Origin of the sequence: Phytobacter sp. MRY16-398, from assembly GCF_003925915.1 — a bacterium.
Taxonomy (GTDB): Bacteria; Pseudomonadota; Gammaproteobacteria; order Enterobacterales; family Enterobacteriaceae; genus Phytobacter; species Phytobacter diazotrophicus.
On record NZ_AP018756.1, the window covers coordinates 2,303,536 to 2,329,801 of the forward strand.

Here is a 26,266-nt window from a genome sequence, read left to right on the forward strand (position 1 = left end):
GGCCTGTTTTATTATGTCGCCATTTCGCGATCGCGGCCGGCACAGGCCCCAAACAGCGCCATCACTACGGACAAGATCGCGCAGGCGATAAGCGGGATTTGCCAGGAACCGCTGGCATCGTGGATTTTCCCCATCAGCGGGGGGCCGCAAGCCGCCAGCAGATAACCTACCGACTGTGCCATCCCTGACAGCGCAGCGGCCTGATGCGCGGAGCGGGCACGCAGGCCAATAAAGGTCAGCCCAAGGATCATTGTGCCACCCGAGCCAAAGCCAAACACTAGCGTCCAGACAACAGCCTGACCCGGCCAGAGCCAAAAACCGGCGGCACTCGCTGCGCACAGCAGGGCAAAGAGTACGGCCAGCGCACGCTGATCACGCAAGCGGTGCAGAATGAGCGGAACCAGAATACCCGGCGCCGCCGTGGCGAGCTGGAGCAGGCCGTGCAGAGAACCCGCACCGGACTCGCTAAAGCCATGGCTGATAAGAATTGCCGGTAACCAGCCAATCACCACGTAATAAATCAGCGAGTTAATCCCTAAAAAGAGCGTTACCTGCCAGGCAAGCGCTGAACGCCAGATCCCCCGACTTTGCGCCAGCGGGCTGCCTGATAAGCTGGCGGGCTTTGCGAAACGCAACTGTGGTAGCCACAGCAGCATCGCAACGAGCGGGAAGGTCATAAGCATCAGCAACGCGCCGTGCCAGCCTGCGCCCGTCAGCGCAATCGGGACAACCAGTGCAGAACCAAGCGCCGCCGCAGCTCCCATGGTCAGCGAATACGCGCCGGTCAGTTTAGCGATCTGGCCTGCATAATCCCGTTTAATGATCCCCGGTAGCAGCACATTCCCCAGCGCGATGCCGCAACCGATAATGGCGGTGCCAATAAAAAGCAGCGCCGGTGCGGGCAGAGAACGGATGGCGATGCCTGCGCTTATCAGCAGCATGGCGGCAAAAAGGCTTCGCTCCATACCCAGGCGCCGGGCAATGCCTGCCGCCAGGGGAGAAACAAGCGCAAAGGCCAGCAGCGGCAGGGTGGTGAGCATCCCGGTTTGCGCGGTGGTTAAGCCATAATCATTACGAATGGAATCAAGCAGTGGTGCGGCCCCGGTAAAGGTGACACGCAGCGTGGTGGCAATCATCAGGATCCCCGCCATAAGCAGTGCCCCTTGTTTGCCCCGTGAGGAAATCGTCGTGGTCATTGTATTCTCAGGATAAATAGCAGAACACTACCATACCCGTTTTTCGCGCTGATATAATCAAGCTAAAATGACAATTTATCGCTAAATTCGGACAACATTATGCAGCACGGTCTTGGCCTGGATGGCTTTAATCCTGACAGTCAGCAAGAGGCGGCCCTGGCGTTTAGTATTACCGTCGAGGCCGATGAGCAGCGGATCCCGCAGCATCGTCACCGTAAAGGGCAGTTAATTCTGGCCCTGAGTGGGGCGATCACCAGTGAGGTGGAAAACGCCCGCTGGATGGTGCCGCCTCATCACGCTGTGTGGATTCCGGGGCTTATTGCTCACAGTAATCTCGCGACGCCGGGGGCGAAGCTGTGCTTTTTGTTTATTGAACCTGAGCGGGTCGATATGCCAGCGCAGTGCTGCACGCTGAAAATCTCCCCACTGGTGCGCGAACTGATCCTGACGCTTTCTGCGCGCAGCCATCGCGAACGCCAGCAACCAGCCACCCAGCGTCTGGTGCAGGTTTTGTTTGATGAACTGCCCCGTCAGCCGCAAATGCAACTGCAACTTCCCGTTTCCCCGCACAGTAAAATTTGCCAGATGGTCGAAACCATGGAGCGGTCACCGGCCCGCTGGCAGACGCTGGCGCAATGGGCGCAGGAGTTTGCCATGAGCGAGCGCAACCTGGCACGGCTGGTGGTGAAGGAGACGGGATTGAGTTTTCGCCGCTGGCGGCACCAGATGTTGTTGATTCTTTCCCTGCGCTTGTTGATAAGCGGCGAGTCGGTACAAAATGTCGCCCAGGCGCTGGGTTATGATTCCACCACCGCATTTATTACGATGTTTAAAAAAGGGTTAGGGCAAACTCCCGGACGTTATCTTGCATCGCTTGGCAGTACATAATTATTTTCTGCTGCCAATTCCCTTTATGCTGTGTGGTTTATGGCTGTTTTCACGGTTGGCTGGCTTGTGGTAAGTGATTCATATGGCGAAGCCGTTTTTAATAACTTTTTTAGATAATAAATGCACTTTTTGATATTTGTCTGATGATTACGGTTATGTGACTTTAGCCCTGAAATTTTACTAATAACAGGGCGTAAGGATTAGCATGGCAACCACATCTTCTAAAAAAATCGGTGCGCTTACCGCACTGGCATTGCTTTCAACTTTCTCATTTGCCGCTCACGCAGACAAACTGGCCGATATTAAAGCCGCAGGTGTGGTCAAAGTGGCGACCTTTGACGCGAACCCGCCGTTTGGCGCCATCGACCCGCAGAGCCACGAAATTGTCGGCTATGACGTGGATTTCGCCAAAGCGCTGGCGAAAAGCCTCGGCGTGAAGCTGGAACTGGTAGCCACCAACCCGGCGAACCGTATTCCGCTGTTGCAGTCCGGTAAAGTGGATCTGATTGTTGCTGATATCACCATTACCCCGGAACGTGCACAGGTTATTGATTTCTCCACGCCGTATTTCGTGACCGGCCAGCAGTTCCTGGTCCCTGCCAGCGCGTCCGACAAACTGGATAGTTACAGCAAAGCGCGTATCGGTGCGGTAAAAGGCACCACTGGCGAGCAGGCGCTGCATCAGCGTTTCCCTCAGTCCCGCGTGCTGGCCTATGACGATATCCCACTGGCGCTGACCGCGCTGCGTAACGGTAACGTACAGGCGATCACGCAGGACAGCACCATCCTGGCGGGCCTGCTGGCGGAAGCGCCGGATAAAGCCAAATTCAAAATCCTGCCAGACTTGCTTTCTAAAGAGGAGATTGGCGTGGGTGTCACCAAAGGCGAAACCGCGCTGCTCAAAGCGGTGAATGATGAACTGGTGAAACTGGAGCAGAGCGGTGAAGCCGCAAAAATCTACGACGTCTGGTTTGGTCCGCAAACCAAAGCCCCGGCTCCACGCAGTTTTAAAATAGAAGCGAAGTAATATGTTGGCAGGTCTCTTTTCTACCTCCGTGGCGCAAGCCTCGGAGGCTTTTCCCGTGCAAAAAGGAACGGTGGAGTTTCGCCAGGCCAGCAAAAGCTATGGCGACCACCGCGTGTTGAACGCGATTGATTTGCAGGTTGCGGCAGGGGAAGTCATTGCCGTATGCGGGCCTTCCGGTTCTGGCAAATCGACGCTGATCCGTCTTATCAACCAACTGGAAACCCTGACCAGCGGCGAGATTCTGGTGGACGGCAAACCCACCAGTCAGCTTAAGGGGCGCGAATTGCGCAACCTGCGGCGTCAGGTCGGTTTCGTGTTCCAGCAATTTAACCTCTATGCGCATCTGAACGCGCTGAAAAATATCACCCTGGCGTTAACCCGCATTCATGGCAAGTCGGCAGCAGACGCGAAAAAAATCGCTTTGGATCTGCTGGAACGTGTTGGGTTGAGCGACAAAGCCAGCCACTACCCGGCGCAGCTTTCCGGCGGTCAGCAACAGCGGGTGGCCATCGCCCGCACCCTGGCGGCAGGGCCGCATATCATCCTGTTTGATGAACCGACATCGGCGCTCGACCCGGAGATGATTGGCGAAGTTTTGCAGGTGATGAAATCACTGGCCCACAGCGGGATCACCTTGATCGTGGTGACCCACGAGATGCAATTTGCCCGCGAAATTGCTGACCGGGTGATATTTATCGACGGCGGGGAAATCCTCGAACAGGCCGCACCGGAGGCGTTTTTCACCGCACCGCAGCATCCGCGCGCCCGGCGCTTCCTGCAAAAAGTGCTCAATCCGCTCCATGCTGACGGCAAGGAGCTGTAATGGGGATTCATCTCGACTGGGCGGGCGTCTTTACCGGCCAACCCGCACAATGGCTCACGTCTGGCTTTCTGACCACCATCTGGGTCACGGTGGTGGGGATTATCCTTGCGACCGCCATGACGGTGTTTCTGCTGGCCCTGCGTCTGGCAGGCGGTAAGGTGGGGCGAGCGGTAGTGGCGGGATGGGTTTCGCTGTTTCGCAATACGCCGCTACTGGTGCAACTGCTGTTCTGGTATTTCGCTGCCTGGAACGTGTTGCCGCTGGCATTTCGTCAGTACGTCAACGATGACCACGCCTTTAGTATTTTGCCGGGAGATGTCTGGTGGTTTACCCCGGAATTTCTCTCTTCGGCGTGGGCGCTTGGGTTATTCACGGCGGCATTTCTGGTTGAAGAGATTCAGGCCGGGCTGCATGCCGTGCCGCGTGGGCAAATTGAAGCGGCAAAATCGCAGGGCTTTAGCGATCTGGCGCTGTTTCGCTGGGTGCTTCTGCCACAGGGGCTGGAGAACGCCTGGCAGCCGGTGGTGGGGCAGTATCTGAACCTGATGAAACTCTCATCGCTGGCGACCGGCATCGGTTTTGCGGAGCTCACCTACCAGACCCGGCAAATTGAAAGCTTTAACGCCCACGCGTTGGAAGCCTTTACGGTGGGAAGTGTGCTGTATCTGGCGCTGGGGCTGCTAATGAGCCTGCTGTTTAACCTGCCGCGCGGATGGCGGGCAATGGTCCGCAAGGAGGCACACCGTGATCGATAATCTTACCGTGATTACCGATAACCTCGGTTATCTGCTGCTGGGCCGTGCCGCACAGGGCGAACCGGGCGGCGTGCTGTTATCGGTATTGATGACCCTGGGGGCGGCGGTGCTGGCATTCCCCGGCGGCGTGTTGCTCGCCTGCTGCGCGTGGCGTTTTGCGGGCTGGCCGCGCAAGCTGCTCTTTCTGTGGGCAGAGTTGATTCGTGGGATCCCGCTGATTTTTGTCATCTTCTGGCTGTGGTTTTTGCTGCCGTGGCTCACTGGCGCTGACTTGCCGGGGGCGGTTACCGTTACCCTGGCGCTGGCGTGGTTTACCTCGGCATCGGTCATGTACTCGACGCTGGCGACGCTTAACGCATTACCGAAGGGGCAATATGAGGCGGCGATAAGCGGTGGGTTTGGCAGCCTGGACATTCTGCGCCTGGTGCTGCTGCCACAGGCGTTACGTAATGCCATTCCGTCTTACGTGGGGTTGCTTATTGCTCTGCTGAAAGACACCTCTCTGGCCTTTATCGTCAATGTGCCGGAGCTGACCACGGTGGCCGGGCAGGTGAATAACCGGGTACAGGTTTACCCGGCGGCCCTGTTTATCTTCACCGGTCTGGTCTATTACCTGCTGTGTACGCTACTGGAGCTTGGGGTTAAACGCTGGCAGAGGCGGCATTTACTGCCGACCAATTAACAGCGAAACCAGACCTGCCGCAATCAGTGGCCCTACCGGCACGCCCCGGAACAGGGCCACACCCAGTACGGTGCCCACCAGAAGTCCGGCGACCAGCGAGGGCTGCGCGCTCATCAGTGTCACCCCACGGCCCCCCAGCCAGGAGACAAAAACCCCCACAGCGATGGCTATCAGCGATTTCCAGTTCAGAAAAGAGCTAATCAGCGTTGATGGTGGCAATGATCCGCTGGCGATGGGCGCCATAACGCCAATGGTCAGAATGACAATACCGAGCGTCAAACCCTGCTTTTCGACCCACGGAAAGTAAGCATTGAGCGGCGTGATACGAATTATGATCAACACCATAACGGCAACGGCGACGGTGGTGTTGTGGCTAAAGAAGCTCAGTGCCACAAGGCCAATAAGGATAAAGAGAGTGGTATCAAACATGGAGAGTGTTTCGTTCCTTGCCAATGAAAAAATAAGCCTGCTTACATTACCTTACGCGGATGCGCATTGTTAAGCAGGCTTTTTATAACGAAACACACGTTTTCAGGCGTTTGCCTTAAACAGCGGACAAAAGAGCGGCCGCGTTGCTCCCTTCACGCATAAAGACCGGGATCGTCTCCAGCCCGGCATTGACGGTAATTCGCTGCTGGCCCTGATAGCGCTCGCCATTCAGATCCACCCAGCCATGATGACCTGGCAGCCAGACTTCACGTTGGCGTTGCCCCGCGTGCAGAACAGGCGCCACCAGAATATCCTCGCCAAACAGATACTGGTCTTCCACCTGCCAGCTTTGTGGCTCATCCGGGTAGTGCCAGAACAGTGGGCGCATCAGCGGATCGCCATACTGGTGGGTATTAGCGAACAGCGCATCCACATAAGGGCGCAGTTTTTCACGCACGGACAGCCAGTGCTGCATGATGGCGTAGTTCTCTTCGCCGTAGCTCCACAGCTCATTAGGCGAACCACTGTTGCATTGCGGGATGCCGTTACGGTAGCTTTCCGGCGGCTGGATTTGCGGTTCACGGTAGCCGTGCATACGCAGTACCGGGCAAAAAACCGCCCACTGGAACCAGCGGATCAACAGTTCGTGGAAAGCCGGGTCGTTAACATTTCCACCCTGGAAACCGCCAATATCGGTCGTCCACCAGGGGATGCCCGCCAGCCCCATATTTAACCCGGCGGCGAGCTGGTTACGAAATGCATGGAACGATGAATGCACATCACCGGACCAGGCCAGCACACCAAAACGCTGGCTACCCGCCCAGGAGCAGCGTACCAGGTTAACGATATCGCGCTCACCGCAGGCTTGCAGACCCTCATAAAAACCCTGGGCGAAATCCCGCGGATATTGATTCCCCACTTCCAGTACAGGCCCGGCGTGGTAGCGGTAGTTGTCAAAATCGTAGGCGCGATACTCCGGTTCGGCTTCATCCAGCCAGAACAACTTAATGCCCAGATCGTAATAGTTTTTCTTCACTGTCTCCCAGACAAATTCACGCGCCTGCGGGTGGGTGGCGTCAAAGAAGGTGGTGTTGCCCATAAAATCGAGATTAACCTGCACGCCGCGGTCGCTGGTGACCAGTAAACCTTTGGCTTTCATCACCGGAAAGAGTGGGCTGCGCGCTTCCACCGTTGGCCAGACGGAAACCATCAGCTCAATGCCCATCGATTTCAGCTCGTCGACCATCGCCTTCGGATCTGGCCAGTCGATGGGATCAAAACACCAGGTGCCCTGATTCGGCCAGTGGAAGAAATCAATGACCATCACCGAGAGCGGCAGATGACGACGGCGGTACTCGCGGGCGACCTCCAGTACCTCCTGCTGGGTACGATAGCGCAGTTTGCATTGCCATAGGCCGCTGGTGAATGCCGGGGCAAGCGGCGGCGTTCCGGTGGCTTTGGCGTACTGGCGGGTAAGCTGCTGGACACTATCAGCAGCGGTGATCCAGTAATCCATCTCCTGAGTGACGCGAGCAAGCCAGGTGGTCTGGTTTTTGGCGAAGTTGGCTTCACCAATTGCCGGGTTGTTCCATAACAGACCATAGCCGAGGCTCGACTGCATAAAAGGGACGCTGGCCTGTGAATTGCGCTGCGCCAGCTCCAGCGCACAACCTTTCAGATCCAGCCATGGCTGCTGATATTGCCCCATGCCGTAAACACGTTCATCCGGGCGCGATTCAAAACGAACGGTCAACTGATACTTGCCGCCGGGCAGCGGTTTAAATTCACGACCATCGAGTTTCAGGGCGCTGATATATTTGTCCTGGCTTTTTTCACTGGCACCGATACCGACGGTTGAACGCTGCCGCCACATCTCCTCAAGCAACAATTCGCCACGCTGGTTGTAAAACGCCAGTTGGCCTTTCAGATTAAGCACCGCGGTGATGTTACCATTGCGCAGCGTTAGCTGTTCCGCGCCCGCGGTTATCTGTGGCTGACAGCTCGGCGGTGGCAACAGGGCGTGCAGATTGTCACTAAAGGCCGGGGCGCAGGTGGCACGCACGCGCAGGCTGTGCTCTCCCCAGGCTTCAACGCGCAGGATCTGACGCTCGAAGCGCCATTCAATACTGTCCGGGTGTTGGATAAGTTCGCTCATGAATAACAGGTCCTTTTTACGAGAGACTATGACGGGCAAGATTGATAGATTTCATGGTGTTATCGTCGAGTTTGTACCAGCGCAGGGTGGCAAAAGCGGCCAGCGACAGCAGCCCCGGCACTACGGTGAAGAGGGCAACAATGCAGTACATTGCAACCGATGTCTGTTCTGGCGCATTGGCGACATAGCCGCTCAGCCCTAACGTCCAGCCGACAATAGCGCCGCTGATGGCCATGCCGAGTTTGAGCACGGCGAGAAAGGTCGAGAAAATCACGCCGTCCATGCGTTTACCCTGCAACCATTCCCCGTAGTCGGCGACATCCGCCATCATGACCCACATCAGCGTGGTGGTGGCCTGGTAGAGGGTAGATACCACGAAAGTCAGTGGCACCAGCACGTATATCGATTTCGGCGCGAAGAAGAGGGCGATGCTCAGTACACCGGCGAGGACAGCACAATAACCGAACATTTGTACTTTGCTAAAGTTGCGGGTCAGGCGTTTTGCGAGCGCGCTACCGGCTGCTTTACCCAGAATATGTGCGCCCAGCATCCACATAAAATAACTGGCGCTGCCCAGATAATAAGTGACGAAGTACATCATCGCGCCAAGGCGAATGACCCCAAAACCGATGTTGGTAATAACCAGCACAGAGACCACGCGCCACTGGTCGTTTCGTAATAAATCGCGTAATTCGCCGAGATAATTATTGTGGGTTGCAGGCGCTTTAATACGCTCGCGGGTATTGGCAAAGCAGATCCAGAACATGACGACGGCGGCACTGGCCATTATCGCCATAGCCCAGCGGTAGCCGGATAATTTATCGTCACCGCCGAGATATTGCGCCAGCGGCATCATAAAGAATGTCGACATCGCACCGCCGAGGGTGGCTAAAAAGAATCGATACGATTGCAGTGAAATACGATCTTCGTTATTGGGAGTAATGACCGCACCCATTGAACAGTAAGGGATATTGATCGCCGTATACATCAACATCATAAAGGTATAGGTAATTGTCGCGAACACCATTTTACCGGTCAGGGTTAAAGATTCAGGCACGGCGTAGGTTAGCAGGCAACTGATGCCAAAAGGCAAGGCCAGCCACAGCATCCACGGGCGGAATTTACCCCAACGTGAATTTGTCCGGTCGGCAAGATAACCCATTGCCGGGTCAATAATGGCATCGGCGGTACGGGCCAGCAGAAACATGGTGCCAACAAACGCGGCGGGTAATCCAACAACGTCGGTGTAATAAAACGTCAGAAATATAATGACATTATCCAGCCCGACATGGCTTGCCATATCACCGAGTCCATAACTGATTTTCTCTTTACGGGTGATCGTTAAATTCATTGTATTCACCTGGGTTTGTAAGGTTATTTCAGAAGTGCGCTACAGAATAAGGGTGTTGCAAGATTGTATTTATAACAATTGCGAGATTTGTCATCGGAATTATGGAAACTGCTTTTCGTGATACCGGTAACAATTTAGTAAGCATGCAATGAAAAACATTATTTAGCACTGCGTTTATAACGTGTTGGTAAGCAGGCGGCAGGAATCGTTTCAGCGTCAGAATATTCACTTGAATAACCCGAAACTGTCATCGAATTGTCACCCGGTAACATTATGAATAAGAAAACCGGGCTAAAAAGAGGCAGGTTGAAAATGAATGATTTTATGCTGACAGATGGCGTTATCATCGCGTCGTCATTTATCGCCATCATGGTGGTGCTGGTAGTTTCTGTTCTTGCGCTGGAAAAAGCGGGCTGGCCGTAGAGAGTACTTTAATTGTTAGCCATTACAGCCAGTTGCTCTCCGGCGGCCTTGTCACGGATACATGCTTTATTGATAGGTCACCGTATATTCCAGGCGTCCATTCGCCGTACCGGCGTTTACGCTGCTTTCTGTCTGCACATAGCGTGCATAGAGCGGTAGGGTAAGTGTCGTTGATGCGCTATTTGGAATGCTGGTGGTCAATTTTTCGTTGAGATTGATAATCCCTGTCGTGCTTTCAGTGGTAGAAAGCTGAATGCCCACGCCTGTCGCTTTTCCTGTTTCCTCATCAATTTTCATGATCCCTTTTGTCGCATCGACCATACCATTGCGCGGCGTTAATGTCAGCGACACGGAATTAAGGGTGAGTGGGTTGGTTGTGGTAACGCCATTAATGCTGGTGCTTGAATCACCCGTGGGCATATTGCCATAGAAGCGTTGGCAACTAATTAACTGAATGCTGGCGTTTTTCCATGGGCTACCGGTACCCACGCCTTTAAAAACTTTTTTGTTATGTTCGCCCATTTGCACCGACATATTGGCGCTGAGCGGCGCGATATTGCAGGTAGGAGTGTTGACTTCAAAATTTCCGCTGACGCTGAGTTTGGCAATATAAACAAGTTGACCTGATTGCCCGGCAGCAATACGGATACTGGGTAGTTTCGTGGCGGTAATGATGCCCGCCTGTGTCACATTGGCGGTTTTGATAAACTGGAGCCCCATTTTGAATTGCATCGAGGCGGGGATGTATTGTTCCATGCCCACGCCCTCTATATGCCAAAACGGGAAAGAGGGCTCGCTGGCATAGTTGGTTAAATAACGAACGCCAATGCCATCCAGATCCGTCTTATAAACATCGCTAAATCCCGGAACCAACGTACCTGGCAAAGTATCGTATAGGTACATGAGATAGAGAGTGTTGCCGGAAGTGCACTTAATATGCCAGCCAGTAGGATTGTTTGACATGTTAATATACATTTTTGAGATTTGCGCGCCGACAGGGAGATCGGGCGGGACAGAGAAAATACGTGAATCAAGTGGCGCGACAACGGAGACCGGCCCGGTCGCCATATAGTCGGGTACTGGCTCAAGCGCACATGTTGCAACAGCCTCGCCCGTAAGGCTCAGCAGCAGAAGACCCACTGCGTTTAAAACTATCCTTATCCTGTACATGATGCGGTTTCCTGAAAAGAGGGGATCATGTGGGATGATGGAGCATAGGGGGCGCTAAGAATTGAAATTCTCGCCGCCGATTGGCCGGACCTATGGTGATACAGGATACCGATAAAAATTAAAAATAAAAATTGTAATAAATCAGAACATCTCTGCATGCGTTTTAATACGCAGCAGAGAAACGTTCTTAACCCTCGCGGTGAAAATTCACCAGTTCAGGACGGGCAATGCGCAAATAATCTTTCGTATTGAGAATTATCGACTTTTCCAGCAGTCCGGCGTTGAAAGCAATATCTTCATAACGCGTAAAAAGCAGCGGGTCGGCAACCAGTTTAAGTTCGGGATGGAAACTGAATGGCGGGATCGCACCAAATACGCAAGCCGTTAAGGTTTCGACTTCGGCAGGGCTTGCCAGAGAAGCTTTACTGCCGCCAAAAAAAGAGGCCAGCCGTGCTAAATCGGCCTGCAGGTCAGCGGCAAGGATCGCCAGTACATGCATTTTCACGCCATTGCCTTTGATTTTACACACCAGCGCTTTCGCTCCCTGGCCCAGCGCTGTACCTCGAATTTCACTCACGGCTTCACATTTACCGGATGCTTCATGCTCGACGATGCGGTAGCGCGCCTGAGAATTATCAAGGGTTTCAATAAGATGTTGATGGATATTTTGGCTGGCAATCTCTGACATCATCACTCCTGGAGAAACGTAATAAAAATCAAGAGTAATGCAGTTACCCGAAGATGAAAATAAAAAAGCCGCCTCAAAATTGGCGGCTTAAAAGTACTAGCACTTTACAAACGCTTTTATGTGTACTGTTGAAAAAACGACGTTCGCAAGGAACGAAGTAAGAATCGAGTTTGTCTGGGAAGTAATATGCCATATTTGCCACGATGCAAGGGGGCAAATAGCTGCATTTTTGTACCGTAATTTGCGCGTTTGCGGCGAGGAGAAAAAGCCAGCGCGCAGAGCACTGGCTTTCTCTATGTTTAGTTGGAGCTGGCGTTCTGCTTGTGGAAAAGCTCGCGGAACACCGGGTAGATGTCTTCCTGATCGCGGATATGCTGGATTGCGAAATTATCAAACATCGTCTGCAGATGTTCATATTCGCGCCACAGCGTCTGGTGCGCGCGGCGTGTTATCTCGATATAGCTGTAGTAACGCACAACGGGCAGAATTTTCTTCGCCAGAATTTCATGACATAGCGGTGAGTCATCGGCCCAGTTATCGCCATCCGATGCCTGTGCCGCATAGATGTTCCACTGCGCCGGGTCATAACGTTCTTTGACCACTTCATCCATCAGTTTCAGCGCGCTGGAGACAATGGTACCGCCGGTCTCCTGCGAGTAGAAAAACTCATGCTCATCAACCTCTTTCGCCTGGGTGTGGTGGCGAATATAGACGACTTCTACGTTTTTATAGGTTCTGCTCAGGAACAGATAGAGCAGGATATAAAAGCGCTTCGCCATGTCTTTTGTCGACTGATCCATTGAACCAGATACGTCCATCAGACAGAACATTACCGCCTGGCTTGAAGGCTCCGGGCGTTTTTCATAATTTTTGTAGCGTAAATCAAAGGTGTCGATAAAGGGGACACGTTCGATTTTCGCGCGCAGTTCAGCAATTTCCTTACGCAGACGCTCTTCTTCCAGCAACTGGGCCGGTTCGCTTTTGGCGACAATGTCCAGGTCACTTTCGAGTTCACGTAGCTGACGACGCTTGCCTGCTGTCATCGCGGTACGGCGCGCCAGCGAGTTTTGTAGTGAACGCACGACGCTAATATTGGCGGGAACACCGTTTGCCGTATAGCCGGCTCGGTGAGTCTTAAATTCATTGAGCTGACGCTGCTGGTTCTTTTTCAGGTTTGGCAGCGCCAAATCCTCGAACAGCAGATCGAGATATTCATCTTTTGAAATCTGGAAAACGAACTCATCCTGGCCTTCGCCGTCAGCGCTGGCTTCGCCCTGACCGCTGCCACCACCGCCACCGCCTCCCTGAGGACGCTCGATGCGGTCGTTTTGCACGAAATGGTCGTTACCCGGATGGACGCGATGGCGAAGACCGCCGCGTCCCTGATGAAACATCGGTTCGCTGATGTCCTCGTTCGGGATGGAGACGGACTCACCATTCTCCACGTCGGTGACCGAGCGTTTATTGATGGCCTCGGAGATCGACTGTTTTATTTGCGCTTTATAACGGCGTAAAAATCGCTGGCGGTTAACCGTGCTCTTGTTTTTACCGTTAAGACGCCGGTCTATGAACCAGGTCATAAGTCCCTCCCGTACTGCATTTGCCAACTCTATCCATTGTACTTCGTACCGCCGGTATTGGCTGCTTTCGCTCCACAACGTACTGACCCTGTCAGTATGTCACGAGCCGCCCGCTTGCCACCTGCCTGCGGCGCGAAAAACGAGGATACGCACAGATTGTTCAGGCCCGGTCAGCGCTGCGCTGCCGGGCCATTTTGGCATTATGATGATTTACGTACACGCAGATACCATTCACACAGCAGGCGAACCTGTTTGCGGGTGTATCCTTTCTCCATCATACGATCGACAAAGTCATCGTGTTTTTTCTGTTCGTCGGTTGAGGTTTTGGCGTTAAACGAAATAACAGGCAGCAACTCTTCGGTATTCGAGAACATTTTTTTCTCGATAACCGTGCGCAGTTTTTCGTAGCTGGTCCAGTTCGGGTTACGGCCACTATTGTTAGCACGGGCACGCAGCACGAAGTTGACAATCTCGTTACGAAAATCTTTCGGGTTACTGATCCCGGCCGGTTTTTCAATTTTTTCCAGTTCAGCATTCAGCGATTCACGGTCAAACAACTGACCGGTATCCGGATCGCGGTATTCCTGATCCTGAATCCAGAAATCTGCATACGTGACATAACGGTCGAAAATATTCTGTCCGTATTCAGAGTAGGATTCCAGGTAGGCCGTCTGGATCTCTTTGCCAATAAATTCAGCATATTTCGGGATCAGGTAGCCTTTGAGGAATTCCAGATAACGCTCTGCCAGCTCTTGCGGGAACTGCTCACGTTCAATCTGCTGTTCCAGTACATAAAAGAGATGTACCGGGTTAGCGGCGACTTCGGCATGATCGAAGTTAAACACACGGGAGAGGATCTTAAAGGCAAAACGCGTCGACAGACCGTTCATCCCTTCATCCACCCCGGCGTAATCGCGATACTCCTGGTAGGACTTCGCTTTCGGGTCCGTATCTTTCAGGCTTTCACCGTCGTAGACACGCATTTTCGAGTAGATGCTGGAGTTTTCCGGCTCTTTCAGGCGCGACAAAATCGAGAAGCGGGCCAGCGTTTCCAGCGTACCCGGGGCGCATGGCGCATGGGTCAACTCACTGTGGTTAAGCAGTTTTTCGTAAATTTTGATCTCTTCGGAGATCCGCAAGCAATAAGGGACTTTGACAATATAGACGCGGTCAAGGAACGCCTCATTGTTTTTGTTATTACGGAAAGTGACCCACTCTGATTCGTTTGAATGCGCAAGAATGATGCCGTTAAAGGGCAGGGCGGAAATCCCTTCGGTCCCGTTGTAGTTGCCTTCCTGGGTAGCGGTCAACAATGGGTGCAGCACTTTAATAGGCGCTTTGAACATCTCAACGAATTCCATGATGCCCTGGTTCGCGCGGCACAGTGCACCGGAGTAGCCATAGGCATCGGGATCGTTTTGTGCGTGGTTTTCCAGTTTACGGATGTCCACTTTACCCACCAGAGCAGAGATGTCCTGGTTGTTCTCATCGCCCGGTTCTGTTTTCGCGATGGCGATTTGTTCAAGTACGGATGGCCAGACTTTGACCACGCGGAATTTGCTGATGTCACCGCCAAAATCATGCAGGCGTTTAGCCGCCCACGGCGACATGATGGTGCCGAGGTAACGACGCGGAACGTTATATTCCTTTTCCAGAATCTGCGCGTCTTCCTGCGGGTTGAACAGACATAGCGGATGGTCGTTGACCGGGCTGCGTTCGCCATTGGCGCTCAGCACGTAAATCGGTACCCGCTGCATTAAGGATTTCAGGCGTTCGGCAAGCGAGGATTTACCGCCCCCGACCGGACCGAGCAGATAAAGGATCTGTTTCTTCTCTTCCAGCCCCTGGGCGGCATGTTTGAGATAAGACACAATTTGCTCGATTGCTTCTTCCATGCCATAGAACTCTTCAAACGCCGGGTAGCGTCCGATAACCCGGTTCGAAAAGAGACGGGAAAGCCGTGGCTCCTGGGCAGTATCCACCATCACTGGCTCACCAATGGCCATCAGTAGCCTTTCTGCCGCGTTAGCGTAGGCACTGCGGTCTTGCCGACAGATGGTAAGAAATTCCTGCAGTGTGAACTCTTCGTCCTTGGCAGCTTCATAGCGCTGGCGGTAGTGATCGAATATATTCATGGCATGCCGTCCTTTCGTTTTTTAGCACAGGTAAAGAGCCATTCATATGAATAGTAGAGGCTCCCGGAAGCGTTAACTGAACGACGCTAAGAGTCATACAGCAACCCTCATGCCAGGTTGCATGTTATTAACAATATGCGGGTTCGTTAAATCGTCTTCTTAATTTAAGCGTAGATGGCATTTGCAAAACTTGCATGCCGCCTAAAACTAATTTCAATGACATATCAATAACTCATCCATAAATGCTTTCTTTTGTGATAAGCCTTCCACTCTCAAATCACAGCGGCTTCATAAAACAGTAAGCCCCCTGTCATATACAGACCACAGGCTATAGGGTTTAGTTTTGTAATGGTTAAGTAAAAAAATTTGGGTAGACTGTTCTGGACGGTTAAACTTCACTCCGCCGATTATTGACTACAGGAATTAATGGACTGTGATGAAACTCAAACTCCTGGCACTGGGCGTGCTGATCGCTTCTTCTACTTTTACTGCCAATGCCGAAAGCAACTTCTCCTTGGGTGCGGGCGTGGGCGTTGTAGAGACTCCGTATAAACAGTACGACAATAAAACCTATCCGATCCCGGTTATCACCTATGAAAGTGATGACTTCTGGTTCCGTGGTTTAGGCGGCGGCTACTACCTGTGGAATGATCAGGCCGACCAACTCTCCATCTTTGCCGCATATTCGCCCTGGAGCTTTAAGCCGGGTGACAGCGACAATAATCAACTGCGTCAGTTGAATAAACGTAAGTCAACCGCAGTGGCGGGGCTTTCGTATATTCATAACACCGAATACGGTTTCCTGCGCACGTCTCTGGCTGGTGATGTGCTGGACAACAGTAATGGTGTGACATGGGATCTGGCCTGGCTGTATCGCTATACCAATGGTGGCCTGACGCTGACGCCGGGTATCGGGGTTGAATGGAACAGCGATAATCAAAACGAGTACTATTATGGTGTATCGCGCGAAGAGTCACGTCGCAGCGGCCTTAATAGCTACGATCCGGACAATGGCTGGAGCCCTTATCTGGAACTTACCGCCAGCTATCGTCTGAACGACAACTGGAGCGTTTACGGCACCGGGCGCTATACCCATCTGTCTGATGAAATTAAAGACAGTCCGATGGTGGATAAATCCTGGGCCGGATTGTTATCGGCAGGGGTAACGTATCGTTTCTGATTGTGCGTCTTTATAGTGCAATCTGTGCATTAAAACAGGGCCATTGGCCCTGTTTTGCTTTACGGTGGTGCATTTAGCGCAGGAGGATGATATGGCAGAGAGAAATGTGGTCTTCGCAGGCGAGGTGACACTGCCTGCTATTGGTCAGGGTACCTGGTATATGGGGGAGAATGACCGCCAGCACAGTAAAGAGGTGGATGCACTACGGGCGGGCATTGATGCCGGGCTTACGCTTATCGATACGGCGGAAATGTACGCGGACGGTGGGGCTGAAGAGGTAGTCGGTGATGCACTGCAGGGTGGATTACGCGACAAAGTCTACCTGGTGTCGAAAGTGTATCCGTGGAATGCCGGCGGTAAAAAAGCGATTGCGGCTTGCGAGGCGAGTCTGCGCCGTCTGAAAACCGATTATCTCGATCTCTATCTGCTGCACTGGCGGGGAAATTTTTCGCTGGCTGAAACGGTGGAGGTGATGGAGACCCTCATTGCGCAGGGCAAAATTCGCCGCTGGGGTGTGTCGAACCTCGATTATGCCGATATGCAGGAACTCTGGCGGGTGCAGGGTGGTAAAGCCTGCGTGACCGATCAGGTGCTCTATCATCTGGGGTCGCGCGGTATCGAATATGACCTGCTGCCCTGGTGCCAGCAACAACAGATGCCGGTGATGGCATACTGCCCGCTGGCGCAGGCCGGGCGTCTGCGTGATGGATTGCTGAATAACAGCGTAGTGACCGATATTGCTCGAGCCCATAACGCGACGGCGGCACAAATTCTGCTGGCCTGGGTTATTAGTCACGAGCGGGTGATGGCTATTCCAAAAGCGGGCACTGTGGCGCATGCCCAGGAAAATGCCGCAGCGTTGAACATTACGCTGAGCGCAGAGGAGCTGGCGCGGCTGGATAACGCATTTCCGGCACCGGGGCGTAAAACACCCCTGGATGTGGTGTAGCGCGTCGCGCATAAGTGTATAAGATGCGGATGCTGTTGCCCGAATAAGTCGGGGAGAGCCCGGGAACACGGCTTACCCGGGCTATCGCAATCAGCGTTTAACCACGCGGATCGTCTGCGCCAGGCGAGACGGTTTTTCTTCGGTGGTTTTTTGCGGCGCGGTCGCGCAGGCTGATTCAACACAAACAAATGTTTTATAACCATCATCCGGCATGTCGGTCATGCTGGCGGAGAGCGCCGGACCCGGGTTCCATGCGACAACGTTAGTATGATGGTGATGGATCACTTCAATGGTGCGGTTCAGCGCACTGTCATGGATCACACTGCAGGCTTCCGGATTCAGATAGACGCGATCGGTGCGATCCGGGAATGTCTGTACGCCATCGGTCAGTGCATCTTCTTGCGCGTTGTTCACTTTATCAATGAAACGATCGCCCAGACCGCTGACTTTCACCGCATGGATATCGCCGACGTTGAAATAGGTATGCAGAGCTGAGGTGGTTTCGAAATCGCCGTGCGCTTCCAGTTCGATTTCGCAGGTTTTACCCAATTTATAGCGGGCAAACAGCGTGAAATCATGCGGCCAGTATTGGCGGGACGCTTCGCTGCTGTGCAGCTCAAATGTCAGCACAACCCCCTTATCATCTTCATTATGCGCTTTCAGTGTCCATGCCAGGTTACGGGCGAAACCGTGAGCAGGCAGACCCTGCTGTGCAGCCGGGCCAAACCATGGCCAGCAGATCGGTACGCCGCCGCGCAACGCCACGCCGTTTTTAAACGGCGTGTTGCCGCTTAACCACAGCGCTTCGTCTTCACCCTGCGGTTTCCAGGAGAGCAGATGTGCGCCCTGCAGAGCAAAAGAGGCTTTAACTTGTGGGTGGTCGATAACGATAACGTCCAGTTCGTCCATCAGGCGGCGAGAGAGGGCGGAGGAAATTTGTTCAACAACCGGGAGAGCAAAAATTTTGTTTATCATGGTGCAATCCTTCGTTTAGCGAGACACAAAATCATGAAAGCTGCATCGGGACGGCAAGTCTGAAGAGAGCCGGGAGCACAGAGAATTCTGCGGCCAGCATCCGCGAGCAGCGCCAGTGAGGAAGCAGCTTTCAGGATGACGCGAAACATAAAAAAAGGCGACCGAAGTCGCCTTTATAGATCAATGTCTCATCTCAACTTATTTAGAGATGTGAGCGATCAGGTCCAGAACTTTGTTGGAGTAACCGGTTTCGTTGTCGTACCAGGATACCAGTTTCACGAAGTTGTCGTTCAGTGCGATACCTGCTTTAGCATCGAACACGGAAGTGCAAACTTCGCCGTTGAAATCGGTAGATACAACGTCGTCTTCGGTGTAACCCAGAACGCCTTTCATTGCGCCTTCAGAAGCCGCTTTGATTGCTTTCTTGATTTCTTCGTAAGACGCTGCTTTTTCCAGACGAACGGTCAGGTCAACAACAGATACGTTCGGAGTCGGAACGCGGAACGCCATACCAGTCAGTTTGCCATTCAGTTCTGGCAGTACTTTACCTACAGCTTTAGCTGCACCGGTAGAGGACGGGATGATGTTCTGGGATGCGCCACGACCGCCGCGCCAGTCTTTATGAGACGGGCCATCAACGGTTTTCTGAGTTGCAGTGGTCGCGTGAACAGTGGTCATCAGACCTTCGATGATGCCGAAGTTGTCGTTGATAACTTTTGCCAGCGGCGCCAGGCAGTTGGTGGTGCAGGATGCGTTAGAAACGATGTCCTGGCCTTCGTATTTGTCAAAGTTAGCGCCTTTAACAAACATCGGGGTGTTGTCTTTGGAAGGACCAGTCAGAACAACTTTTTTCGCGCCCGCAGTGATGTGTTTACGCGCGGTTTCGTCGGTCAGGAAGATACCGGTAGCTTCTGCTACAACGTCAACACCGATTTCGTTCCATTTCAGGTTAGCCGGATCTTTTTCAGCAGTAACACGGATGGTTTTGCCGTTAACAACCAGATGGCCGTCTTTGACTTCTACGGTACCGTTGAAACGGCCGTGAGTAGAGTCATATTTCAGCATGTAAGCCATGTATTCTGCGTCTAACAGATCGTTGATACCAACGATTTCGATGTCAGAACGTTCCTGAGCAGCACGGAAAACAATGCGACCGATACGGCCAAAACCGTTGATACCTACTTTGATAGTCATATATTCCACCAGCTATTTGTTAGTGAATAAAAGGTTGGCTGTAAAATTACAAAAACCTTACGCAGCGTCAAGCGGAATCGTGTCAATCATTGCGACAAATCAATCCTCCGCATAACCTTTGTTCGACTGACTCGTCTCACTCTTCCTATGAGCATGCTCCCCATATGGGGACGCCGCCCCGAATTTTAAAGGTCATGCAGGATAAAAATGTGAGAGTGATCACAATTACCCGCCCGGGGATTCGCAGCAAGTAAGTTTAGATCAAAAGTTATCACTTCATTGTTAATGTTTTGTTAGAATCGAAGTGAAGTTGTACGAATTCTTACCGCGAGATGTGAGCTTATGACGACGAAATCCTCTCAGGATGACCTGAAAAAAAATCTGACGGAGATGCAGTTCTACGTGACACAGGATCACGGTACCGAGCCGCCTTTCACAGGCCGTCTTTTACACAACAAACGTGAAGGCGTGTATCACTGTCTGGTTTGCGACGCTCCCCTGTTTCATTCGCAGACCAAGTATGATTCAGGCTGCGGCTGGCCGAGCTTTTTTGAGCCAGTAAGTGAAGAGTCCATTCGCTATATAAACGATTACTCGCACGGTATGCAGCGTGTTGAAATTCGTTGCGGTAATTGTGACGCGCATCTGGGACATGTTTTCCCGGATGGTCCACAACCAACCGGTGAACGTTATTGCGTGAATTCTGCCTCGTTGAGTTTTACCGACGATGAAAACGGCGATCGGACTCTGGGGTGAGGAATCGATTCAGCTATTATTCCAGTGGAGTTAATTTAGCATGGATTTCGAACAAGTCATTAACAGTATGACACCGGACATCTATCAACGTCTGGTAACGGCTGTCGAATTGGGTAAGTGGCCGGATGGTGTTGCACTGACACCGGAACAAAAAGAGAACAGCCTGCAACTGGTTATGTTATGGCAGGCCCGCCATAACACCGACGCGCAGCACATGACCATCGACACGCAAGGACAGATGGTGATGAAGAGCAAGCAGCAACTGAAAGAAGACTTTGGCATTACGCCTAAGCCAATTGCGACGCTGAAAATGCAATGATTCGCAAGATCCCGGCTACGTTTTCCTGCCAGTAGCCGGGTTGAAGTCGGCGGCCCGCAAAAGTCTTACCCCTGGGTTTCCTGCCAGTCGGCCAGCGTATAGAGCGTTGCGCCTTCCGCGGCCATCTCCATAAAGGCGTGGGCGCTGTCTTGCGCATTGATGTTCACCCCACGACAGCCGTCGGTAATGACGTTGACGCGATAGCCCAGTTTCAGCGCATCCAGGACAGTGAATTTCACGCAATAGTCGGTGGCAAGCCCCATGATGGTTAACTCAGCAATGTCGTGCTGACGCAACCAGTCATCGAGTTCGGTTTTCTGCCGATGCCCGTTATCAAAAAAAGCGCTGTAGCTGTCGATAGCCGGGTTTTGCCCCTTGTGAAACACGGCGTCGATGGCTGTGGCTTTCAACAGGGGATGCAACGCCGCACCTTCGCTGTGCTGCACACAATGGTCCGGCCAGAAGGTTTGCGCCAGGCCATCAAGCACACCTTGTGAAAAGGGCGCAACCTGGTGCTGACTGGCGAAACTGCCGTGGTTAGCCGGATGCCAGTCCTGGGTCGCCAGTACAGGTTCGCCGCGTGCCTGGCACCAGTCGATCAGCGTGTTCGCCACATCGACCGTGCTGTCGCCTTCCGCCACAGCCAGCGCGCCGCCTGCACAGAAATCATTTTGCAGGTCGACCAAAAGCAAAGCGCGTTGTTTCATCGGCTTTTCCTTATTCGTCTGCGGTGAGCTCACCGCGCAGGTTCTGCGTCATGGCGCTGCGAATCGCCGCGGCGTCCAAATCCTGACTCAACAGATAATGCAGTTTAGTCAGCGTGGCTTCTACTGTCATATCCGCCCCGCCAATCACGCCCGCATGCGCCAGTGCGTTACCGGTGGCGTAGCCGCCCATATTGACCTTACCCGACATACACTGCGTCAGGTTGACCACCACAATGCCGCGAGCGCTGGCTTCCTGTAACTCTTTGAGAAACTCCCCGTTTTGCGGCGCATTGCCCACGCCATAAGAGCGCAAAATCAGCGCTTTCACGGGCTGGCGCAGAAAGTTTCTTACCACGTCTGCCGAGATACCCGGGTAGATCGTCACCACGCCAATCGGTTGCGGGGTGATCGGATGAACAACCAGCTCGCCGTTACCGTGCGGCGCAGGCGGGGTATTAAGGCGGCGAATATGTATTCCCGCTTCCAGCAGCGGCGACAGGTTCGGTGAGGCAAAGGCGTCAAATCCGTCCGCATGTGCTTTAGTGGTGCGATTGCCGCGATAGAGGCGGTTATTAAAGAACAGCGTCACTTCGTTAATCGGGAAGTTGGCCGCCACGTACAGCGAATTGAGCAAATTGATCTGTCCGTCGGAACGCAGCTCTGCCAGCGGGATTTGCGAGCCTGTGACGATAACCGGCTTACTCAAATTTTCCAGCATAAACGACAACGCCGAGGCGGTGTATGCCATGGTGTCGGTGCCGTGCAGGATCACAAAGCCATCATAATCCTCGTAGTGGGCTTTGATATCGTCAGCAATATGCTGCCAGTCTTCCGGCGTCATATCGGATGAGTCCATCAACGGATCATATTCGTGGATGGTGAAATCAGGCATTTCAGGGCGATGGAATTCAGGCATCAACGCCAGTTGACGCTGCAGGTGACCGGAGACGGGAACGTAGCCGTGTTCGGAACGTTGCATACCGATGGTACCGCCAGTGTAGGCAACATAAATCGATTTTTTTTGCATGATTGAAAATGTGTTGTTACAGAGTGGGGGGATTATATACGCAGTGAATGAATGATACAGCGAAAGCGCAAAGAAAAGGCGGAGCCAGCGTGATGCCGATCTCCGCCTGAATACAAAACGTTCAGTTCGTTAGCGAATGTTGGCGCAGGTCAGGCAAAACGCGTAACGGTTTTGCGGATCGTTAAACGCCGCCAGTTTGTCTGTTTCAGCTTTGACCTGAACTGCCGCATTGGCCAGCGGCGCAGGCAGATACGCCTGCAATGCCTGTGGCAACATGGCGCGTACGGAACCTGACATGCTATCCATCACGCGATCAAAGAATGACGGTTCATCCTGATACCAATCCACATGCCACTGTTTGAGTTTCGCCAGCTCAGCCGCTTTGTTTAGCGCATCGTCGAAATCACCCAGCCCGTCGACCAGCCCGTTGGCTTTCGCATCCTGACCAGTCCAGACATGGCCCTGTGCGATTTTATCAATCTGCTCCGGCGTGCTGTTACGCGACTGAGCGACCAGCGTGATAAAGCGTTTATAGCCATTCTCAATGCTGATCTGCATCATCTGCTGAACTTCCGGCGGCAGCGCTTTGGTCACGCTGACATCCGCCAGCGGAGACGTTGCCACGCCGTCGGTATGCACGCCAATGCTGTCGAGGCTGTTTTCCAGCGTATTGATGACGCCGAAAATACCAATCGACCCGGTCAGGGTGCTGGCATTCGCCACGATGTAATTCGCAGGCGTTGAGATCCAGTAACCACCGGATGCCGCCATACCGCCCATCGAGACCACGACCGGCTTGCCTGCCGCACGGGCTGCGGCCAGCTCAGAACGGATCACTTCCGAGGCGCTGACGCTGCCGCCAGGGCTGTTAACACGCAGCACAATGGCTTTCACTTTCGGATCCAGACGCGCGTCGCGGATCTGCGACGCAGTGGTATCGCCACCCACGTTCCCCGGGGTTTCGTTACCGTCCATGATCGCGCCGTTCGCAAAGACCACGGCTACGGCGTCGCCCATATCGCTCGGTTTTTTCAGTTGATAATCGTAATAGCTGATGGCGCGGAAATTCTTGTCTTTGTCATCCCAGCCAAACTGTTTGGTCAGCGCTTTTTCCGCATCGGCGCTGGAGCCCAGCTCGTCCACCAGTTTGTTATCCAGCGCGTACTTCGCCGTATCGCCATCTACTTTACGCAGACCGTCCAGCACGCCTTGTGCGCCAGGGAAAATCTGTTGCGCGGTAACCTGACGGTTTGCGGCAATGGTGTTGAGATAATTTTGCCAAAGTTCGCCCACCCAGCGGCTATCTGCATCGCGCGCGGCCGGAGACATGTCGTCGCGGATAAACGGTTCAACGGCGGATTTATAGGTGCCGACGCGGAACACATGGGTGCTGACTTTCAGCTTGTCGAGCAGGGATTTGTAATACAGGCCGTTGGTGGCGAAGCCATGCAGATCAACCACCCCTTGCGGCGAGAGCCAAATTTTATTGGCGAAGCTCGCGAGGTAATACTGCCCCTGGCTGTAGTTATCGCCCACCGCATAAACCGGCTTACCGCTGTCGCGGAACTCGCGCAGTGCCTTACCGATATACTGCATTGACGGTTGATCCGCCCCGGCAAAGTTTTTCAGATCGAGCACAATCCCGGTGATATTCCGGTCTGATTGCGCCTGACGAATGGTGTCGACGATGTCGAACAGCGAGTTTTCCTGCAGGCGGTCGGAGCTTGCGCCAAAGAACTGGCGACCCAGCGCGCCGAGTCGGTTACTGGCGGAGGGTTTATCCACGACCACGCCGGTAATATCCATCAACAACGCACCCCGGCTGGCATGTTCTGCTTTGCTGTCGCTAAACTGCATCCACAGGCCCACGCCGACCAGTACCAATAAAATAAAGAACAAATTGAGCACCAGATTGCGGATAAAGTTCAGCAATCGCCATGTCCACTTAAAAAAAACGGCAATAAAGCGCCAAAGGGTTCGCATGTATTCTCCCTGGTTAGTAACGTTTGCCGCTGCCCTGAGCAGCAAGTGTGGTTATCCTAATTAGCCGGGCTCCTGTTGTCAGCAGGAATCGCTGCCGGTGCTGTAACAAAATCTACGCACGTGTTAATTTTAGGAACAAATTTCAATACAGGAGTTTAACTAATGGATGCACTTGAACTGCTCGTCAACCGCCGTAGTGCTTCCCGGTTGGCTGAACCGGCACCGACAGGCGAACAACTGGACAATATTATCCGTGCGGGGATGCGCGCGCCGGACCATGGTACGCTACAGCCGTGGCAATTTTTCATTATTGAAGGCGAAGGTCTGGCCCGCTTTGGCAAGACGCTGGAGCAGGGTGCTGTCAGCGCCGGGCTGGACGAAAAAGCGGTAGAAAAAGCCCGGACTTCACCGTCGCGCGCGCCGATGATTATCGCCGTGGTGGCGAAATGTGAAGAGAATCCGAAAGTGCCGCAGTGGGAGCAATTGCTCTCGGCAGGTTGCGCCGTGATGGCGATGCAGATGGCGGCGCTGGCACAGGGTTTCAACGGGATCTGGCGTACCGGTCCATTGACCGACAGCCCGGTTGTCCGCGAGGCACTGAACTGCCGCGCGCAGGATAAAGTCGTCGGTTTCTTATACCTTGGCACCCCGCAACTCAAAGCCTCTACGACCATTAGCACACCGGATACCGCGCCTTTCGTCCGTTATTTCTGATACTTGCCGGTAAAACTGTCTGGATTGTGAGCGAACCGCCGCAATTCGGACAGTCACGCTTATCATGCAACGTTTTGGGCGTTACCATAGCCGGATTGTCCTGACAGGAGTTGTCCATGAACGAACAAGGTATTCGTCTGACGCAATACAGCCACGGAGCGGGTTGTGGTTGTAAAATTTCCCCTAAAGTGCTCGATACTATCCTGCATAGCGAGCAAGCGAAGTTTATCGACCCGAACCTGCTTGTGGGGAACGAAACCCGCGATGACGCGGCGGTCTACGATCTCGGCAACGGCACCAGCGTTATCAGCACAACCGACTTTTTTATGCCCATTGTCGACAATCCTTTCGACTTTGGTCGTATAGCTGCCACTAACGCGATTAGCGATATTTTCGCCATGGGCGGCAAACCGATCATGGCGATTGCAATTTTAGGCTGGCCTGTCAACAAACTGGCGCCGGAGATTGCCCGGGAAGTGGTTGAGGGTGGTCGCCATGCCTGCCGCCTGGCGGGTATTGCTCTGGCGGGCGGGCACTCTATTGATGCACCTGAACCCATTTTCGGGCTGGCGGTGACGGGCGTTGTGCCAACCGATCGCATCAAGAAAAACAGTACCGCGCAGGCGGGCTGCCGTCTCTTCCTGACCAAACCGCTGGGCATTGGTGTGCTGACGACCGCCGAGAAAAAATCGCTGTTAAAACCCGAACACATTGGGCTGGCAACGGACGTGATGTGCCAGATGAACCTGGCCGGAGCCGCGTTTGCGGGCATCAGTGGCGTGAAGGCGATGACCGATGTCACCGGTTTTGGTCTGCTGGGGCACCTGAGTGAAATGTGCCAGGGTGCCGGTGTGCAGGCGCAAATCTGGTATCAGGATGTGCCGAAATTACCCGGTGTTGAAGAGTATATTGCGCTTGGCGCAGTACCGGGCGGCACCCAGCGTAATTTCGCCAGCTACGGTCATTTGATGGGCGAGATGCCGGATGCGGTGCGCGATTTGCTCTGCGACCCGCAGACTTCTGGCGGCCTGTTACTGGCAGTGAGCCCCGAAGCCGAAGGCGACGTTTACGCCACGGCGGCAGAATATGGTATTACCCTTGCGGCGGTGGGTGAGCTGGTTAGCGCACGCGCAGGGCGTCCGATGATTGAGATCCGTTAA

Annotated in this window: 25 protein-coding genes; 12 read left to right on the plus strand and 13 right to left on the minus strand. The window is 53.4% G+C overall.

The features are described 5' to 3' along the window. Nucleotides 1-11: 11 nt before the first annotated feature. Nucleotides 12-1,196: a CynX/NimT family MFS transporter gene (locus MRY16398_RS11245; protein WP_071195415.1), complete on the minus strand. Its 1,185-nt coding sequence runs from the start codon at nt 1,194-1,196 to the stop codon at nt 12-14. A gap of 99 nt (nt 1,197-1,295) precedes the next feature. Here MRY16398_RS11245 and MRY16398_RS11250 point away from each other — a divergent pair, with 99 nt between their 5' ends. The 5 genes from MRY16398_RS11250 to MRY16398_RS11270 all read left to right on the plus strand — a co-directional run bounded on the left by MRY16398_RS11250 (nt 1,296) and on the right by MRY16398_RS11270 (nt 5,371). After that, the gene (locus MRY16398_RS11250) at nt 1,296-2,084 is read left to right on the plus strand and encodes an AraC family transcriptional regulator (RefSeq protein WP_107222886.1); all 789 of its coding nucleotides are present in this window, start codon (nt 1,296-1,298) and stop codon (nt 2,082-2,084) included. Nucleotides 2,085-2,289: 205 nt separating this feature from the next. Beyond that, nucleotides 2,290-3,111 carry an ABC transporter substrate-binding protein gene (locus MRY16398_RS11255; RefSeq protein ID WP_041851674.1) on the plus strand — a complete coding sequence of 274 codons (822 nt, stop codon included), beginning with the start codon at nt 2,290-2,292 and terminating at the stop codon, nt 3,109-3,111. 1 nt (nt 3,112) lies between these two features. Continuing rightward, nucleotides 3,113-3,934 (plus strand): amino acid ABC transporter ATP-binding protein, encoded by an 822-nt coding sequence (locus MRY16398_RS11260; protein ID WP_125124370.1) that lies wholly within the window; start codon nt 3,113-3,115, stop codon nt 3,932-3,934. Next, entirely contained in the window at nt 3,934-4,689 is a 756-nt protein-coding gene (locus tag MRY16398_RS11265; protein WP_041851672.1) for an amino acid ABC transporter permease, read from the plus strand. The genes MRY16398_RS11260 and MRY16398_RS11265 overlap by 1 nt, the downstream gene beginning before the upstream one ends. After that, nucleotides 4,679-5,371, plus strand: a complete 693-nt coding sequence (locus MRY16398_RS11270; protein ID WP_125124371.1) for an amino acid ABC transporter permease — start codon at nt 4,679-4,681, stop codon at nt 5,369-5,371. Before MRY16398_RS11265 ends, MRY16398_RS11270 begins: the two co-directional genes overlap by 11 nt. Here MRY16398_RS11270 and MRY16398_RS11275 read toward each other — a convergent pair. The 3 genes from MRY16398_RS11275 to MRY16398_RS11285 form a co-directional block, all read right to left on the minus strand. Next, a complete protein-coding gene (locus MRY16398_RS11275; RefSeq protein WP_041851670.1) occupies nt 5,354-5,800 on the minus strand; it encodes a DUF441 domain-containing protein in 447 nt (148 codons plus the stop codon). The two genes, MRY16398_RS11270 and MRY16398_RS11275, sit on opposite strands and share 18 nt — an antisense overlap. A gap of 115 nt (nt 5,801-5,915) precedes the next feature. After that, nucleotides 5,916-7,955, minus strand: coding sequence for a glycoside hydrolase family 31 protein (locus MRY16398_RS11280; RefSeq protein WP_125124372.1), 2,040 nt, complete (start codon nt 7,953-7,955; stop codon nt 5,916-5,918). Between the two features lie 16 nt (nt 7,956-7,971). Then, nucleotides 7,972-9,306, minus strand: a complete 1,335-nt coding sequence (locus MRY16398_RS11285) for a glycoside-pentoside-hexuronide (GPH):cation symporter (protein ID WP_071195411.1) — start codon at nt 9,304-9,306, stop codon at nt 7,972-7,974. Nucleotides 9,307-9,579: 273 nt separating this feature from the next. On the opposite strand from MRY16398_RS11285, the gene yoaI reads away from it, so the two are divergent. After that, a complete protein-coding gene (gene yoaI, locus MRY16398_RS30555) occupies nt 9,580-9,729 on the plus strand; it encodes a small membrane protein YoaI (RefSeq protein WP_165158398.1) in 150 nt (49 codons plus the stop codon). A 66-nt stretch (nt 9,730-9,795) separates the two neighbouring features. On the opposite strand, the gene MRY16398_RS11290 is transcribed toward yoaI, so the two are convergent. The 4 genes from MRY16398_RS11290 to yeaG all read right to left on the minus strand — a co-directional run bounded on the left by MRY16398_RS11290 (nt 9,796) and on the right by yeaG (nt 15,302). Then, nucleotides 9,796-10,899, minus strand: a complete 1,104-nt coding sequence (locus MRY16398_RS11290) for a fimbrial protein (RefSeq protein WP_082027109.1) — start codon at nt 10,897-10,899, stop codon at nt 9,796-9,798. Between the two features lie 187 nt (nt 10,900-11,086). Continuing rightward, a complete protein-coding gene (locus MRY16398_RS11295) occupies nt 11,087-11,587 on the minus strand; it encodes a YbaK/prolyl-tRNA synthetase associated domain-containing protein (protein ID WP_041851667.1) in 501 nt (166 codons plus the stop codon). 299 nt (nt 11,588-11,886) lie between these two features. After that, entirely contained in the window at nt 11,887-13,167 is a 1,281-nt protein-coding gene (locus tag MRY16398_RS11300) for a YeaH/YhbH family protein (protein ID WP_041851666.1), read from the minus strand. Nucleotides 13,168-13,367: 200 nt separating this feature from the next. Then, entirely contained in the window at nt 13,368-15,302 is a 1,935-nt protein-coding gene (gene yeaG / locus MRY16398_RS11305; RefSeq protein WP_041851665.1) for a protein kinase YeaG, read from the minus strand. Between the two features lie 433 nt (nt 15,303-15,735). On the opposite strand from yeaG, the gene MRY16398_RS11310 reads away from it, so the two are divergent. Together MRY16398_RS11310 and MRY16398_RS11315 are read left to right on the plus strand one after the other, a co-directional pair. Beyond that, nucleotides 15,736-16,482, plus strand: a complete 747-nt coding sequence (locus MRY16398_RS11310; RefSeq protein WP_041851664.1) for a MipA/OmpV family protein — start codon at nt 15,736-15,738, stop codon at nt 16,480-16,482. A gap of 91 nt (nt 16,483-16,573) precedes the next feature. Continuing rightward, complete coding sequence (locus MRY16398_RS11315; RefSeq protein ID WP_125124373.1) at nt 16,574-17,431, plus strand: aldo/keto reductase; 858 nt, start codon at nt 16,574-16,576, stop codon at nt 17,429-17,431. A 90-nt stretch (nt 17,432-17,521) separates the two neighbouring features. Here MRY16398_RS11315 and MRY16398_RS11320 read toward each other — a convergent pair whose 3' ends face one another. Then, nucleotides 17,522-18,406, minus strand: a complete 885-nt coding sequence (locus tag MRY16398_RS11320; RefSeq protein WP_041851662.1) for a D-hexose-6-phosphate mutarotase — start codon at nt 18,404-18,406, stop codon at nt 17,522-17,524. Nucleotides 18,407-18,604: 198 nt separating this feature from the next. Next, nucleotides 18,605-19,600 (minus strand): glyceraldehyde-3-phosphate dehydrogenase, encoded by a 996-nt coding sequence (gene gapA / locus MRY16398_RS11325; protein ID WP_041851661.1) that lies wholly within the window; start codon nt 19,598-19,600, stop codon nt 18,605-18,607. Nucleotides 19,601-19,942: 342 nt separating this feature from the next. Here gapA and msrB point away from each other — a divergent pair, with 342 nt between their 5' ends. Together msrB and MRY16398_RS11335 are read left to right on the plus strand one after the other, a co-directional pair. Then, the gene (gene msrB / locus MRY16398_RS11330) at nt 19,943-20,356 is read left to right on the plus strand and encodes a peptide-methionine (R)-S-oxide reductase MsrB (RefSeq protein WP_041851660.1); all 414 of its coding nucleotides are present in this window, start codon (nt 19,943-19,945) and stop codon (nt 20,354-20,356) included. Between the two features lie 40 nt (nt 20,357-20,396). Beyond that, nucleotides 20,397-20,675, plus strand: a complete 279-nt coding sequence (locus tag MRY16398_RS11335) for a YeaC family protein (protein ID WP_041851659.1) — start codon at nt 20,397-20,399, stop codon at nt 20,673-20,675. Between the two features lie 65 nt (nt 20,676-20,740). Here MRY16398_RS11335 and pncA read toward each other — a convergent pair whose 3' ends face one another. From pncA to sppA, 3 genes are all read right to left on the minus strand, one after another. Beyond that, on the minus strand, nt 20,741-21,382 hold the full coding sequence (gene pncA / locus MRY16398_RS11340; protein ID WP_125124374.1) for a bifunctional nicotinamidase/pyrazinamidase: 642 nt from the start codon (nt 21,380-21,382) through the stop codon (nt 20,741-20,743). A gap of 10 nt (nt 21,383-21,392) precedes the next feature. After that, nucleotides 21,393-22,409 (minus strand): asparaginase, encoded by a 1,017-nt coding sequence (gene ansA / locus MRY16398_RS11345; RefSeq protein WP_041851657.1) that lies wholly within the window; start codon nt 22,407-22,409, stop codon nt 21,393-21,395. Between the two features lie 129 nt (nt 22,410-22,538). Continuing rightward, nucleotides 22,539-24,392, minus strand: a complete 1,854-nt coding sequence (sppA, locus tag MRY16398_RS11350) for a signal peptide peptidase SppA (RefSeq protein WP_071195397.1) — start codon at nt 24,390-24,392, stop codon at nt 22,539-22,541. Nucleotides 24,393-24,554: 162 nt separating this feature from the next. Between sppA and MRY16398_RS11355 the strand changes: the two genes are divergently transcribed. Next, nucleotides 24,555-25,106 carry an NAD(P)H nitroreductase gene (locus MRY16398_RS11355; protein ID WP_107222844.1) on the plus strand — a complete coding sequence of 184 codons (552 nt, stop codon included), beginning with the start codon at nt 24,555-24,557 and terminating at the stop codon, nt 25,104-25,106. 116 nt (nt 25,107-25,222) lie between these two features. Beyond that, a complete protein-coding gene (gene selD / locus MRY16398_RS11360; RefSeq protein ID WP_041851654.1) occupies nt 25,223-26,266 on the plus strand; it encodes a selenide, water dikinase SelD in 1,044 nt (347 codons plus the stop codon).